This is a genomic window from Marinobacter sp. ANT_B65, from assembly GCF_002407605.1.
GTDB lineage: Bacteria > Pseudomonadota > Gammaproteobacteria > Pseudomonadales > Oleiphilaceae > Marinobacter.
In genome coordinates this window covers 276,961-290,408 of record NZ_NXGV01000001.1, presented here as the reverse complement: position 1 = coordinate 290,408, position 13,448 = coordinate 276,961, and the positions used below count along the sequence as shown (strand labels likewise).

12 protein-coding genes and 1 tRNA gene are annotated in these 13,448 nt (G+C 52.3%); 8 read left to right on the top strand and 5 right to left on the bottom strand.

Annotated elements, in window-relative coordinates:
* The first annotated feature begins 57 nt into the window (after positions 1-57).
* Both CPA50_RS01325 and CPA50_RS01320 read left to right on the top strand, forming a co-directional pair.
* Positions 58-1,464 (top strand): S41 family peptidase, encoded by a 1,407-nt coding sequence (locus CPA50_RS01325; protein WP_096780696.1) that lies wholly within the window; start codon positions 58-60, stop codon positions 1,462-1,464.
* 5 nt (positions 1,465-1,469) lie between these two features.
* Positions 1,470-2,294 carry a divergent polysaccharide deacetylase family protein gene (locus CPA50_RS01320; protein WP_096780695.1) on the top strand — a complete coding sequence of 275 codons (825 nt, stop codon included), beginning with the start codon at positions 1,470-1,472 and terminating at the stop codon, positions 2,292-2,294.
* Here the strand turns inward: CPA50_RS01320 and hisF are convergent.
* The 5 genes from hisF to CPA50_RS01295 all read right to left on the bottom strand — a co-directional run bounded on the left by hisF (position 2,291) and on the right by CPA50_RS01295 (position 5,662).
* Complete coding sequence (hisF, locus tag CPA50_RS01315) at positions 2,291-3,064, bottom strand: imidazole glycerol phosphate synthase subunit HisF (protein ID WP_096780694.1); 774 nt, start codon at positions 3,062-3,064, stop codon at positions 2,291-2,293. The genes CPA50_RS01320 and hisF overlap by 4 nt on opposite strands.
* Before the next feature lie 13 nt (positions 3,065-3,077).
* Positions 3,078-3,815, bottom strand: a complete 738-nt coding sequence (hisA, locus tag CPA50_RS01310) for a 1-(5-phosphoribosyl)-5-[(5-phosphoribosylamino)methylideneamino]imidazole-4-carboxamide isomerase (protein WP_096780693.1) — start codon at positions 3,813-3,815, stop codon at positions 3,078-3,080.
* On the bottom strand, positions 3,809-4,450 hold the full coding sequence (gene hisH, locus CPA50_RS01305) for an imidazole glycerol phosphate synthase subunit HisH (protein WP_096780692.1): 642 nt from the start codon (positions 4,448-4,450) through the stop codon (positions 3,809-3,811). The genes hisA and hisH overlap by 7 nt, the downstream gene beginning before the upstream one ends.
* Before the next feature lie 27 nt (positions 4,451-4,477).
* On the bottom strand, positions 4,478-5,071 hold the full coding sequence (hisB, locus tag CPA50_RS01300) for an imidazoleglycerol-phosphate dehydratase HisB (RefSeq protein ID WP_096780691.1): 594 nt from the start codon (positions 5,069-5,071) through the stop codon (positions 4,478-4,480).
* Between the two features lie 129 nt (positions 5,072-5,200).
* The gene (locus CPA50_RS01295) at positions 5,201-5,662 is read right to left on the bottom strand and encodes an SRPBCC family protein (RefSeq protein ID WP_096780690.1); all 462 of its coding nucleotides are present in this window, start codon (positions 5,660-5,662) and stop codon (positions 5,201-5,203) included.
* A gap of 190 nt (positions 5,663-5,852) precedes the next feature.
* On the opposite strand from CPA50_RS01295, the gene CPA50_RS01290 reads away from it, so the two are divergent.
* The 6 genes from CPA50_RS01290 to CPA50_RS01265 all read left to right on the top strand — a co-directional run bounded on the left by CPA50_RS01290 (position 5,853) and on the right by CPA50_RS01265 (position 13,326).
* Positions 5,853-8,057, top strand: coding sequence for an AsmA family protein (locus tag CPA50_RS01290; RefSeq protein WP_096780689.1), 2,205 nt, complete (start codon positions 5,853-5,855; stop codon positions 8,055-8,057).
* Positions 8,054-9,133 carry an A/G-specific adenine glycosylase gene (mutY, locus tag CPA50_RS01285; protein ID WP_096780688.1) on the top strand — a complete coding sequence of 360 codons (1,080 nt, stop codon included), beginning with the start codon at positions 8,054-8,056 and terminating at the stop codon, positions 9,131-9,133. Before CPA50_RS01290 ends, mutY begins: the two co-directional genes overlap by 4 nt.
* A complete protein-coding gene (locus tag CPA50_RS01280) occupies positions 9,130-9,402 on the top strand; it encodes an oxidative damage protection protein (RefSeq protein WP_096780687.1) in 273 nt (90 codons plus the stop codon). The genes mutY and CPA50_RS01280 overlap by 4 nt, the downstream gene beginning before the upstream one ends.
* Before the next feature lie 121 nt (positions 9,403-9,523).
* Positions 9,524-9,599, top strand: a tRNA-Phe gene (locus tag CPA50_RS01275).
* A gap of 217 nt (positions 9,600-9,816) precedes the next feature.
* Entirely contained in the window at positions 9,817-10,794 is a 978-nt protein-coding gene (locus CPA50_RS01270) for an AAA family ATPase (protein WP_096780686.1), read from the top strand.
* A 12-nt stretch (positions 10,795-10,806) separates the two neighbouring features.
* A complete protein-coding gene (locus tag CPA50_RS01265; RefSeq protein WP_096780685.1) occupies positions 10,807-13,326 on the top strand; it encodes a S8 family peptidase in 2,520 nt (839 codons plus the stop codon).
* The last annotated feature ends 122 nt before the right edge of the window (positions 13,327-13,448 follow it).

Sequence of the window (13,448 nt, the reverse complement as noted above, 5' to 3'; positions counted from 1 at the left end):
GCTCGACTCTCAGCTCAGATCTCAGTTTAACTACCGGAATAACCACGGGATATGTGAATGAAACGGGTCCGAAGTACACTCCAAGCCTTACCTTTGCGCTCAGCCATCCTTGCGGCCTGTTTCATTGCATTTCCTGGGTTGGCCATCGCCCAGGACAGCTCACCAGACAACTCGCAGATTCTGGAAGGCATCCAGAATGGCGAACGTGTTGAAATCACCCTGCCCGATCCGGAGAAACAGCTGCCTCTGGATGATCTGCGCAAATTCACAGAAGTTTTTGCCCGTATCAAGGCGGCCTATGTTGAAGACGTAGACGACCGCCAGCTACTGGAAAGCGCCATCAAAGGTATGCTTTCAGACCTGGATCCACATTCCACCTATCTCGCCCCCAAAGACTACGAAAAGCTGGAGGAAAGCACCTCTGGTGAATTTGGCGGCCTGGGCATTGAAGTAGGCATGGAAAACGGCTTTGTGAAAGTTATAGCTCCGATTGACGACACTCCGGCTCAGCAGGCCGGCGTCCGGGCTGGTGATCTGATCATCAAGCTTGATGAAAAGCCGGTAAAAGGCATGAGCCTGGATGAAGCTGTTCAGCTGATGCGCGGCAAGCCTGGCACCATACTCACTCTGACCGTTATGCGTGAAGGAGATAATGCTCCGGTCGAGATCGACGTTGAACGGGATGTTATCAAGGTTACCAGCGTAAAGAGCCGCATGATTGAAAACGGCTACGGATACGTGCGCCTGACCCAGTTCCAGGCGGAGACTGGAGAACAGTTCACCAAAGCCCTGAAAAAGCTCAAAGAAGATAATGGCGGCGATCTCGACGGCTTGGTGCTTGACCTGCGCAACAACCCGGGCGGCGTGCTGCAGGCGGCGGTAGCAACGGCTGACGCACTGCTGGATGAAGGGCTGATTGTATATACCGAGGGCAGAATCCAGAGCTCGCGCCTTCGTTTCAGCGCTCAGGACGGCGACGTGATGGCTGGCACCCCCATTGTTGTTCTGATTAACGGCGGCTCGGCATCCGCTTCCGAAATCCTTGCAGGTGCGTTGCAAGACCATAAGCGGGCCGTGATCATGGGTACACAGTCCTTTGGCAAGGGCAGTGTCCAGACGGTTATCCCGCTTGATGAAACCCACGCTATCAAAATGACAACCGCCCGCTACTACACTCCAGATGGCCGCTCCATACAAGCCACGGGGATTGAGCCGGACATCGAGGTACGGCCAGCGGAACTCAAGGAGCTGGACAGCCGTCCATTCTTTACCGAAGCGGACCTGAGCGGCCACCTCATTGGCCAGGATGAGAAAGCTGTTGGCTCAGAAGCTGGCAATGAGCACTCAGAAGCAGAAAGTCAGGCGGGCTCTGTAACAGACCGCGACTACCAGCTACGCTCAGCACTCAATCTGCTGAAAGGGCTGCACATTCTTACCCCCCAAAGAGCTGATTCAGTACAGTGAAGTCTATGTCTGGCCTGACACCAAGGGTGCTTATCCTGGCAGCCTTGGCCAGCCTGGCTGCCGGCGCAGTAGCCGCGGAACCCGTAACAGGTTCTGTTCCGCCAACCATTGCTATCATTATCGATGACGTGGGGCACAACCTGCATGAGGGGGAACGCCTCGCCAACATCGATCAACCCTTGACCCTGGCATTCCTGCCCTATCGGCGGCACACAGATACTCTTGCTCGTCTGGCGCACAGTCGTAACAAAGAGATCATGCTGCACGCGCCCATGGCCAACACACGGAACTTCAGCCTTGGTCCTGGAGGGTTAACGTCAGATATGGATGAGCGGAGTGTGACTGCCACACTGCGCCGCGCTCTGAAATCCATCCCCTATGTACAAGGCGTGAACAACCATATGGGCAGCCTGCTGACCCAGCAACTCGAACCCATGGACTGGGTGATGAAAGAACTCTACCGCTATCCGGTTTATTTTATCGATAGCCGGACTATAGCTTCATCAGTAGCGGGCGATGTTGCCGAGGCTTATCAGATACCCACCATGACACGGGACGTGTTTCTGGACCACGAGCAAACTGAAGAGTTTATAGACCAGCAATTCAGGGAACTGGTGCGGCGGGCCAAGAAAAACGGAAGCGCGATTGGCATTGGCCATCCACATACTGTGACCATCGATTATCTCGAAAAGCATCTTCCGCTGCTGGATGAGCAAGGCGTTGCCATTGCCACAGTAAGCGGTCTCTGGGCTATCCGTAACAACAACCAGAAGATGTTTGCAGAAGGGGAAAAGCAGGCCATAAGGCCTGCCTTTGCCAGGAAGGATTAATCCCGGACTTCGATTCCCTGAGCCTTCATGAAGGCCTTGGCTTCGGGGATTGTGTGCTCACCAAAATGGAAAATAGACGCTGCGAGCACTGCATCTGCGCCTCCCATGGTAACGCCATCCGCCAGATGCTGAAGCTCACCCACACCACCTGAGGCAATCACAGGAACGATTACGGCATCGCTGACCGCACGGGTCAGACCAAGATCAAACCCGACCTTGGTGCCATCTCTGTCCATACTTGTCAGCAACAGTTCGCCGGCACCCATTTCCACCATTTTGCGCGCCCATTCCACGGCATCCAGCCCTGTTGGCTTTCGGCCTCCATGGGTAAAGATCTCCCAGCGCGGCGTTTCGCCTTCAGCGCTGACCTGCTTGGCATCAATCGCCACCACAATGCACTGACTACCAAAGCGTTCTGCAGCTTCCTGCACAAACTCCGGGTTGAATACCGCCGCTGTATTAATCGCAACCTTGTCTGCACCGGCGTTTAACAGCTTACGGATATCATCGACCGTACGAACACCCCCACCGACCGTCAGCGGAATGAAAACTTCCGCCGCCATCCGCTCAACTGTTTCATAGGTCGTGTCACGACTTTCGTGGCTTGCTGTAATATCCAGAAAGGTGATCTCGTCAGCACCCTGCTCGTTATAGCGACGCGCCACTTCCACGGGGTCGCCGGCATCCCGGATATCCACAAAGTTCACGCCTTTTACAACACGCCCTTTGTCCACATCCAGACAGGGAATAATGCGTTTTGCCAGTGCCATAAATCTACCTTGTTCAGCCTTTCAGAGAGTCACAGAATGCCTGGGCTTCCGCAACATCCAGGGTGCCTTCGTATATAGCCCGGCCGGTAATAGCGCCAATGATGCCCTTGCTGGCAACGGGCGCCAGGCGTTCGAGATCATCCATGTTGGTAACACCACCGGAAGCAATAACGGGTATACCACCCTCTTCGGCCAGGGCCGCTGTAGCTTCAACGTTTACGCCCTGCATCATGCCGTCACGGTTGATGTCGGTATAAACAATCGCCTCAACGCCATCATTGGCATACCGCTTCGCAAGATCAGTCGCCATAACTTCGGACACTTCGGCCCAGCCATCTGTAGCTACGCGGCCATCTTTGGCGTCCAGGCCTACGATAATATGGCCAGGGAAGCGCTTACACATTTCAGTCACAAATTCCGGCTCTTTCACCGCTTTGGTCCCGATAATTACCCACTGCACACCGGCTTTGAGATAAGCCTCAATAGTTTCTGCAGTACGAATACCGCCGCCAATCTGTATTGGCAAATCGGGGTATTTACGAGCGATGGCCTGGACGATCTCCCCGTTAACCGGCTCACCTGCAAATGCGCCATTCAGGTCCACAAGGTGCAACCGGCGGGCTCCGGCCTCCACCCAACGGGTGGCCATATCAACAGGATCACCACCAAAAACGGTGGAATCGTCCATCCGGCCCTGGCGCAAGCGCACACACTTTCCGTCTTTGAGATCAATGGCGGGAATAATCAGCATGTTCCGTTCCAGTCAGTAAAGTTCTTGAGAAGTTGCAGTCCTGCCCGGGCACTTTTCTCCGGGTGAAACTGCACAGCAAAAATATTATCCCGAGCCACTGCAGCCGCCAGATCAACGCCGTAATGGCTGCGCCCGGCGATATCCGCATTGCCTTCTGCCTCTGCGTAGTAACTGTGCACAAAGTAGAAGCGGTCTCCATCAGGAATACCCTGCCAAAGCGGGTGTTCTTTGGTGTGATACACCTCGTTCCAGCCCATGTGAGGCACCTTCAGGCGCTCGCCATTTTCTACAAGATTCTCACCGAAGAAACGTACTTCAGAAGGGAAGAGGTTGATGCCGTCAACGCCACCGTTTTCTTCGCTGCGGGACATAAGCGCCTGCATGCCGACACAAATACCCAGAAATGGACGATCACGGGAGACTTCCCGCACCAGCTCATCCACCCCATGGCGACGCATCTCAGCCATACAGTCACGGATTGCGCCGACACCGGGCAAAATCACCCGGTCGGCTTCACGAATCAGATCAGCGTTATCGGTTACCAGAACTCTGGTATCCGGGGCCACATGCTCTACCGCTTTACGGGCAGAGTGAAGGTTCCCCATGCCGTAGTCGATGATGGCAACGGTTTTCATGGTTAGTGCAGGTCCTTGAGTGGCGGTTTACAACAGGCCTTTGGTAGACGGAGTAACACCCGCCATGCGCTCATCCATTTCAACAGCCATACGCAAGGCGCGGCCGAATGCTTTGAACACAGTTTCGATCTGGTGGTGAGTATTTTTGCCGCGAAGGTTATCGATGTGCATGGTCACCATCGCGTGGTTGATGAACCCACGGAAAAACTCTTCAAACAAATCGACATCAAACCCGCCTACCATGCCCCGGGTATAGGGCACCTCCATAATCAGGCCTGGGCGGCCTGAGAGATCAATAACCACGCGGGAAAGCGCCTCATCCAGAGGTACGTAGGCGTGACCATACCGGCGAATACCTTTCTTATCACCTACAGCCTGTTTAAAGGCCTGACCGAGGGTGATGCCGATATCTTCTACAGTGTGGTGGTCATCTATGTGCAGGTCGCCTTTGGAGACAATGTTCAGATCGACCATCCCATGACGGGATATCTGTTCCATCATGTGATCAAGGAACGGGACTCCAGTCTCGAAACTGGATTTACCGGTACCGTCGAGATTGATCTCAACGGTGATCTGGGTTTCAAGGGTATTTCGTTCTACCCGAGCCTTACGTTCGGCCATGGGGACTCCGTAGCAGATTTAGGTGGCACAACGCCGGAAAACTTGATTCGCGGATTATACCTTTTATGCCTGCAGGAGTCCCATAGCCGGGTTAATCGGCACGATAGTGTGAGACTGAACACAAATTATTCAGAAAGCATTCTTCAGATTTTTCATATACGTATCCACCAAACCATTGAATTCATGTTTGATGACAGGGCTGATGGCAAGCTTAAGCAGGCTGGGCAGCGGCAATGTCAGCTCGGCGCAGGTATGAAACTTCAGAGCCGTAGCTTTGTCGCCTTTCGCCGTCAACGCCCAGGACCCATGGACTACTCCGTTACCCTCTCCCTTTACCGGCTCCCAGATAATTTTTCCGGCATCTTTATCTGAAACGTACTGGCATGCATAAATCGCCTGGATAGCGTACTTATCGACACCGACTTTTTCCATTTCCCATCGGTAGATGTTGCCCTCCAGATCCGCCAGCTTATCTACCTTAGGAAAATAGCTCGCAGAGCGGGGCACATCAGCCAGCAACTCAAACACCTCGTCGTAACTGGCTGGAATTTCAAGCTCCCGGCTCAGCTCAATCGAAACAGTAATAGCCACAGCGAACTCCTTTTTATGCTTATACGTAACAATAAAGCGGAAAAATAATAAATGTATTTTGGCCCAACACTACGGCATTGTCATACTCCCGCCCTGTTAATTTATTAACCCTGCGTTATCCTTTAACTTATTCGCGCCCGGATTCACCCTGAATCCTGAAAGCTACCGCAAAAGAAAGGACGTCTGAATCATGAAAGCCATACGTTATGCGCTGGTCGCCATAGTTGCACTAGTCGTTCTTGCCATTGTCGCGATAGCCATTGCCATGGCCGTCATAGACCCGAACGACTACAAACCGCAGATCAAACAGGTTGTTGAGGATCAAACCAACCTCAACCTCGTTCTGGACGGCGATATCGGCTGGTCTTTTGTCCCTCTCGGGCTGGAGCTGAATGATGTAGAAGCCACTCTGGATGGTGAACGCTTCATCGCGCTGACGCAACTGGTTGCCCAGGTTGACTTCTGGTCCCTGCTTGCCATGTCACCACAGGTCAGCACCTTTGTGCTGGATGGGCTGGATGCTCACCTCAGCATTAACGAGCAGGGAGAAGGCAACTGGACGCACATTATGCCAGAACCTGTAGCCGGCGATGAACAAAAGGACAAACAGGATGTTGCCAGCAATTCCGGGGCAGCAACGCCGGAAAGTGAACAAGCCGGCGGCGAAGCCCTGAACTTTAATGTCGAAAACATCCAGATCAGCAATGCGCAGGTGCACTACAGTGACCAGCGTACTGGCCAGACAGTCACCCTTGAAGACTTCACGGTCAATGCCAGCAACATTACTCTGGGCTCCGAATTTCCGCTGGAAATCGGCTTTCGCGTAGAGACCGCACAGCCACAACTTGCTGTCGACGGAAACATAGACGTCCGCCTGGCAGCCAACGAAGCACTCAACGATTTTACGGTTTCCGGTCTGGAAGCCATATTTGAAATGAACGGCGAACCCTTTGGTGGAAAATCAGTAACAGCGAAACTTGAAGGCTCTGCCAAAGCCAACCTGGAAAATGAAACCGCCACACTGAGTGACTTCACCGCCAGCCTCGCAAACCTGATCCTGACTACCCATCTTGATGTTAATGGCTTCGGAGATAAACCTACGCTCAAAGGCCAGGTAGCCATTGATGAATTTTCTCTCAAAGAACTGATGGAAAATCTGGGGCAGCCTGCCATTGAGACAACAGATGAAGCCGTTCTTCAGGCCATCGCATTTTCCACCAGCATCAGCGGCGCCGCCGGCAAGCCAGCACTGTCTGACCTCGTAATCAAACTGGATGACACCACGTTCAAAGGTTCGGGCAGTTATAACCTCGACAACGGCGGCATTGTGTTCGAACTTCAGGGCGACAAACTCAACGCCGATCGTTACCTGCCGCCCGCAACCGAGGGCGACGCTACTGAAGCAGCAAACGATGCCCCGGCACAAACTGCCGGAACCGGCCCTGAAGGCGACCTTCTGCCACTGGAAACCCTGCGCAGCCTGCTTCTGGACATTGATTTCGGGCTGGAAGAGCTGATCGCAAGCAATCTGACCATCAATGACATCAAGGCCAGCACAACCGCCAGCAAAGGCCTTCTGAAAGTGGATGAATTCAGCGGCAAACTTTATGAAGGAAGCTTTGGGGCCAATGTCACCATTGATGCCCGTACCGACACTCCGAAGTGGACAGTCAGCTCAGATGTAAGCAACGTTCAGGCTCTGCCACTCCTTGCCGACCTCGCAGAAGTCACCATGCTTGCTGGTGGCGCCAATCTCAAGGTCAATGCGACCACCTCCGGCAACCGTATCTCTGTACTGAGAGAAAACGCCGATGGTCAGATCAGCTTCAACCTTGCCGAAGGTGAATTCCGCAACATGAACCTGACCCGCATGGCCTGCCAGGGAATTGCACTGGCCAATCAGGACCAGCTGACAACTACCGACTGGGGCGAAACCACACCATTCAACGACATGCACGGTACGCTGGACATCAATGGCAATGTCTTCGACAACACCGATCTGGTCGCCTCACTGGCGGGCATGAAGCTGGAAGGCAATGGTACTGTCGACCTGAAACAGACCCTCGTTGATTACGAACTCGGCCTGAGAATTGTTGGGGAGATCCACCGTGACAACGCCTGCCGGGTGACCGAATACGTGGAAAACGTAGTTATTCCAGTGGAATGCCGCGGTGATTTCTCGGCGGGTGCAGCCAGCCTGTGTTCCTTTGACGGCTCCCGTTTCCGCGACACACTGAAAACCATTGCAGAAAATGCTGCACGCATAAAAGCCACGGAAGAAGTCGACAAGGTAAAGGACAAAGCTAAAGACAAAATCAACGAAAAGCTGAAGGAAAAGTTTGGTGAAGAGGAAGGCGCGAAAGTAAAAGATGCCCTCAAAGGTCTGTTCAAGTGACAGCAGGCAATTTCGCCGAAAACCTTCTGACATGGTACGACCAGCACGGCAGGCACAACCTGCCGTGGCATCATGACCGCACCGCCTACCGGGTGTGGGTTTCCGAGATCATGCTTCAGCAAACCCAGGTGGCAACCGTTATCCCCTACTTCCAGGCTTTCATGGAACGGTTCCCCGATGTCCAGTCTCTTGCGGAGGCTCCGGTTGACGACGTGCTGAGCCACTGGTCGGGGCTTGGCTATTATGCCCGTGCCCGCAACCTCCAGAAAGCCGCCCAATCCGTTGTAAACGACTTTGGCGGCCTGTTTCCTGACACCCAGGAAGAGCTGGAAACCCTCACGGGCATAGGCCGCTCCACCGCTGCCGCGATCATTGCTCAGGCATTTGGCAAGCGCGCTGCAATTCTTGACGGCAATGTAAAACGGGTACTGGCACGGTACCACGCTGTTCCCGGCTGGCCAGGACAGACCTCTGTATTGAAACAGCTCTGGGAACATGCCGAAGCCCACACACCGGATGAGCGCGTTCGGGATTACACCCAGGGCATAATGGATCTGGGCGCAACCGTATGCACCCGCAGCCGCCCCATTTGCATCAGTTGCCCACTGCAGCGAGGCTGCGCAGCCTACGCAAGAGAAGAAGTGAGCCTCTACCCGGGCTCCAAACCAAAAAAAGCCAAGCCAGAGAAAACAACCTGGATGGTCATACTGGAGGACAAGGAAGGCCGCATCCTGCTGGAGCGGCGCCCACCCAGTGGCATCTGGGGCGGCCTCTGGAGCCTCCCCGAACTGGACCCAGCCTATGGCGCTGACGAACTTCAGGAGGCGTGCGAGCGGAGCCTGGGGCTTGCCTGCGAAGAACCAGAACTCATCGGCGGCTTCCGGCACACCTTTTCCCATTACCACCTGCACATTCAGCCCGCACGCCTGAATGTAACCGGACAAAACAACGTGAGAGATGACGCTCAACAGAAATGGCTGCACCGGCACGAAGCACTGACCCTGGGCCTGCCAGCGCCTATCCGCACTCTACTCACAAATCCGACCACTTATTTATCCAAACAGGAGCAATCATGAGCCGCACCGTTTTCTGCCGCAAATACCAGAAAGAACTGGAAGGCCTCGACTTCCCTCCCATGCCTGGAGCGAAAGGCCAGGACATTTTCGAAAATGTATCCAGACAAGCCTGGGAAGAATGGCAAAACCAACAGACCATGCTGATCAACGAAAAGCACCTGAGCCTGATGGACCCCAACACCCGAAAATACCTGCAGGCGCAAATGGAGCATTACTTCAACAACGAGCCTTTCGAAAAAGCTGAAGGCTATGTACCACCGGAACAATGACTCCAGTTTGATCAAAGCCTGACCAACCCTGAAAAGATTCAGGATTTTTTCCGGGCCGGCCTTGACTCACCACACCGAAACCGGTTTAATAGCGCCCCGTTGCACAGCAGTCTTGCAACTTGCCCGGATAGCTCAGTCGGTAGAGCAGAGGATTGAAAATCCTCGTGTCGGTGGTTCGATTCCGCCTCCGGGCACCATTAGAATTCAATGACTTAGCCCGCTCCGTGCGGGCTTTGTTGTTTCTGGAAGTCCGATTTGTAAGCAATATGTAAGCAATTTCACGGGTTCTTGGCACTGCCCGCAAAATGGCGTACTTGTTTTGTACAAAACCTAGAATAGCGGTTACGATTTCGGTTAGCACTTTAAGCAAAGGCTGCCCTCAGACTCGGCATTGCCCAAACTGGGAACACAATAATGGCCAACTCCTCACAGCTAAAAGCCCTGCTTCGCAGTCACGCTGACGATGACGATGATCGCTTTTATGCTGTTATGCTACAGGTCGCTGCTAACGAAGCCCGAAAAGGCCACCAGAAACTTGCGTCCGAAATAAAGTCTCTAGTTGAAAAGCTTCAGACACAAACTCAGTCTGAACCGGAGCTTTTTCACAAGCCAACGCCATTAACTCAGACTCCAAATGATCTTGGTTTACTTCTTGAGAAGTCGAATCAAGTAACTCGCCTTTCTGAACTTATCCTATCTGAGCAGTCGAGCTCTCGTATCAGTCGCATCTTGCTTGAACAAAGACAGCGAGACAAGCTTAGAAACTACGGGCTTTCACCCAAACGAAAGCTGCTATTCTGCGGTCGCCCAGGAACGGGTAAAACCATGACTGCCTCAGTTCTCGCCACAGAATTAAAGCTACCGCTCTATACCGTACTCTTAGACGGTTTAATCACCCGCTACCTTGGCGAAACGTCAGCCAAGCTTCGAAAGGTTTTCGATTTCGTTTCCTCGACAAGAGCAGTTTTTCTATTTGACGAGTTCGATGCTATAGGGAGCAAAAGAGACTCAGATAATGACGTAGGTGAAGTACGGCGAATACTAAATTCCTTTCTTCAGTTTCTCGAAAAAGATAATTCAGAGAGCCTAATCATTGCGGCGACGAATCATCCATCTCTTTTAGACGACGCGCTATTTCGTCGATTCGATGATTTAATCGTTTTTACACCACCAAGCGACAGAGAGATTCAGCTGCTGATAAGTAATCGCCTCTCCAGATTCCCACTCAACGAAGTTGACTGGGACAAAATAATCACGAATGCTCTTGGTCTTAGCTCATCAGAGATTGTGCAAGCCTGCGACGAAGCAGCGAAAACCGCCATACTTGAGTGCGATGGAAAGCTTAGGATTGAGCATATTTTGCAGGCCCTTCAGCAGCGGCACCTCAAATAAGGTAGTAGCCCCATGGCAGAACGAAAACGCCATCTATTGGTAACTCGCCACTCTTTTTCTGAACCTTTCTCCAAGCGAGCTCAAGTCCCCACAAAAGGCGTGCCTAGGAAAAACAGAGCTCAGCATGGGGATAGAATCCTGAGAAGTGTTCTTGATTCATACGCCGAGTACACTGAGCGACGCTCGGATGAGCCACCGTTTCTCGACGAAATGCCAGGAATCTATTTAGAAATCCGAGGCTACGACAATCAATCCTTACCTGTTGATAAATTAGACAATAGAGATTTCGATCTTCGCCAACTTCGTACCGAGGAAAATCAGGAAATAGCGTTAGTTTTTGTTCCCGAAAACCGAAGACATGCGTTTACAAAAAAAATTGAAAAATACCTAGACCGTCGAAAAGATACCCGAGGAAAACCTGCCAACCAAGCGTTAATTGACAGCATCGATTCAGTTCGATTAGCGAATATCCAAAGCTTTTGGACAGATTCAGCGGGCACCTTCCCAGCTGACCCGAACGAAAAGCAATGGCTCGAGTTATGGCTGAAAGTCCTGCCCAATACCAGTAACGCGGAAATCGTTAAATCTTACCTTGACGAAAACACGGACATAACGATAAGTGATCAACAGTTAAATTTTTTCGACACTACTGTTTTCCTGATTCACGCATCGATGCACGAGCTCGAGCGGGCCGTGACTCTATTTGGCAGTTTAGAGGAATTAAGACTGGCAAAACAGCCTGCGACGTTTTGGGTAGAGCTGACAAATCAAGAGCAACAAGAGTGGGCAACTGATCTATTGGAACGGTTGGAGGCGCCAAATGATTTCGGAAAAACCACCGCGACCATCTTAGATACTGGCGTAAACTATAATCACCCATTATTGAGTCCGTTCAGTAATGCAGAAAAGAGCGCGGTTTGGAAACCGGAATGGCCGAAGTATGACGACTACAACCCTCCAGGTCCGTGGCATCCGCATGGGTCACTGCAGGCGGGTTTGGCTATTTTCGGGGATCTTCGCGAAGTTTTGGCAAGTCGACATTCTATCTCTGTACCATTCGATCTTGAATCGGCTCGGATTCTGCCGCCAACTGGTCAAAACAAGCCTGATCTTTATGGAGCTATAACACGTGGTACTGCGCTTAAGCTTGAAATTGAACGACCAAATCGCAATCGAGTCTTTTCCCTAGCGGTGACCGGAGCTCCAGAACCCGTTACCGGACAACCTTCTTCTTGGTCCGCCGAAATCGATAGTTTCTCGTCTGGCATTGAGGATGGCGTACAACGCCTTTTTATCGTGAGCGCAGGCAACGGAACGTCAGTTGCACCAATGCCTGACCATTGGGAACAAGTACGAGACAATCCCATTGAGGATCCCGCCCAAGCTTGGAATGCGATTACGGTCGGCGCATTTACTGAGAACCAAACAAACTCCGACCCAATGTTTGAAGGCTGGACACCGCTGGCCTCTATAGGCGATATCGCGCCCCAAAGTCGCGGCTCGGTCTGCTGGGACTGGGTTGACCAAGCTCCTTTCAAGCCCGACATGGTGGCTGAAGGTGGTAACTATCTATTGTCACCTTGCAAAACCCAGACGGACGCAGCAAATACGGTAGCTTTGCTGACCACATCCGGCAGATCCTCGGGGCCTCTTTTTGACTATCATGGCGACACGAGCGCAGCTTCCGCACTAGTAACAAACTACGCAGCTCACCTATGGGCGATGTATCCCGAATTTTGGCCGGAGACTATAAGGGGCTTGTTAGTTCATTCCGCCGAATGGACGGGCAAGATGTGGGCCAGATATGAGGCACTGAGGACTACAAATACGCCATCAGAAGCTAAAGAAGAGATGCTCAGGATGGTGGGGAATGGAGCACCTAACTTAGAAAAAGCGATATCGAGTGCAAATAATTACCTGACGCTTATCACAGAGAATAAGATTCAGCCTTTTCGAAAAAAAGATGGCGCACGTCCTAGCGATGATCCTGGCCTCAACGAGATGCAACTTATAAAACTTCCTTGGCCGAAAGCAAAATTAGCTGAGTTGCCGCCAGAAACTCCCGTGAGAATGAAGGTCACACTGTCCTATTTTATCGAGCCGAATCCAGGACGAAGGGGTTTTCGATCCAAGTTCAGGTATCAATCTTTTGGTTTACGGTTCGCGGTCATACGCCCGCAACAAACTGAGGCGAATTTCAGGGCTATGATTAACGATAACGCAAAAGATACAAACTATGATGGGCCGGAAGGGGACGATGGCGGCTGGTTGTTTGGGCCTCGTATGAGATCCCGAGGATCAATACACTGCGATACATGGGAAGGCTCAGCGGCTGCTTTGGCACGCCGACACACGCTCGCAGTCTACCCAGTTTCTGGGTGGTGGAAGTACCGAAAGGCTCAGGATCGCTGGCGCTACAGTACTCGGTATTCTTTAATTGTTTCGCTGGAAGTGCCGGAGAACAGTGTCGACATTTACAGTGAAGTAGAAACCTATGTCTCCGCTGATACCTCAGTATCTGTGAGCGTCTAATTTCAGACCACGGTTGACGGCTTGGCCGGGTCCTTCCCACCAGTAATTCGTCACCGCGGGGATCGCTGAGCGCGGTATTCGGTTATTTTCATAAACTCTATAGCACCACAATTCAGCTCTTA

What these genes read in the sequence shown, in the direction of transcription:
- hisB (WP_096780691.1), bottom strand. Translation starts at nt 5,071, where the DNA reads ATGGCCGAACGTAAGGCTCGGGTAGAACGAAATACCCTTGAAACCCAG.
- CPA50_RS01270 (WP_096780686.1), top strand. Translation starts at nt 9,817, where the DNA reads ATGGCCAACTCCTCACAGCTAAAAGCCCTGCTTCGCAGTCACGCTGAC.
- hisH (WP_096780692.1), bottom strand. Translation starts at nt 4,450, where the DNA reads ATGAAAACCGTTGCCATCATCGACTACGGCATGGGGAACCTTCACTCT.
- hisF (WP_096780694.1), bottom strand. Translation starts at nt 3,064, where the DNA reads ATGGCACTGGCAAAACGCATTATTCCCTGTCTGGATGTGGACAAAGGG.
- hisA (WP_096780693.1), bottom strand. Translation starts at nt 3,815, where the DNA reads ATGCTGATTATTCCCGCCATTGATCTCAAAGACGGAAAGTGTGTGCGC.
- CPA50_RS01280 (WP_096780687.1), top strand. Translation starts at nt 9,130, where the DNA reads ATGAGCCGCACCGTTTTCTGCCGCAAATACCAGAAAGAACTGGAAGGC.
- CPA50_RS01265 (WP_096780685.1), top strand. Translation starts at nt 10,807, where the DNA reads ATGGCAGAACGAAAACGCCATCTATTGGTAACTCGCCACTCTTTTTCT.
- CPA50_RS01325 (WP_096780696.1), top strand. Translation starts at nt 58, where the DNA reads ATGAAACGGGTCCGAAGTACACTCCAAGCCTTACCTTTGCGCTCAGCC.
- CPA50_RS01290 (WP_096780689.1), top strand. Translation starts at nt 5,853, where the DNA reads ATGAAAGCCATACGTTATGCGCTGGTCGCCATAGTTGCACTAGTCGTT.
- CPA50_RS01320 (WP_096780695.1), top strand. Translation starts at nt 1,470, where the DNA reads ATGTCTGGCCTGACACCAAGGGTGCTTATCCTGGCAGCCTTGGCCAGC.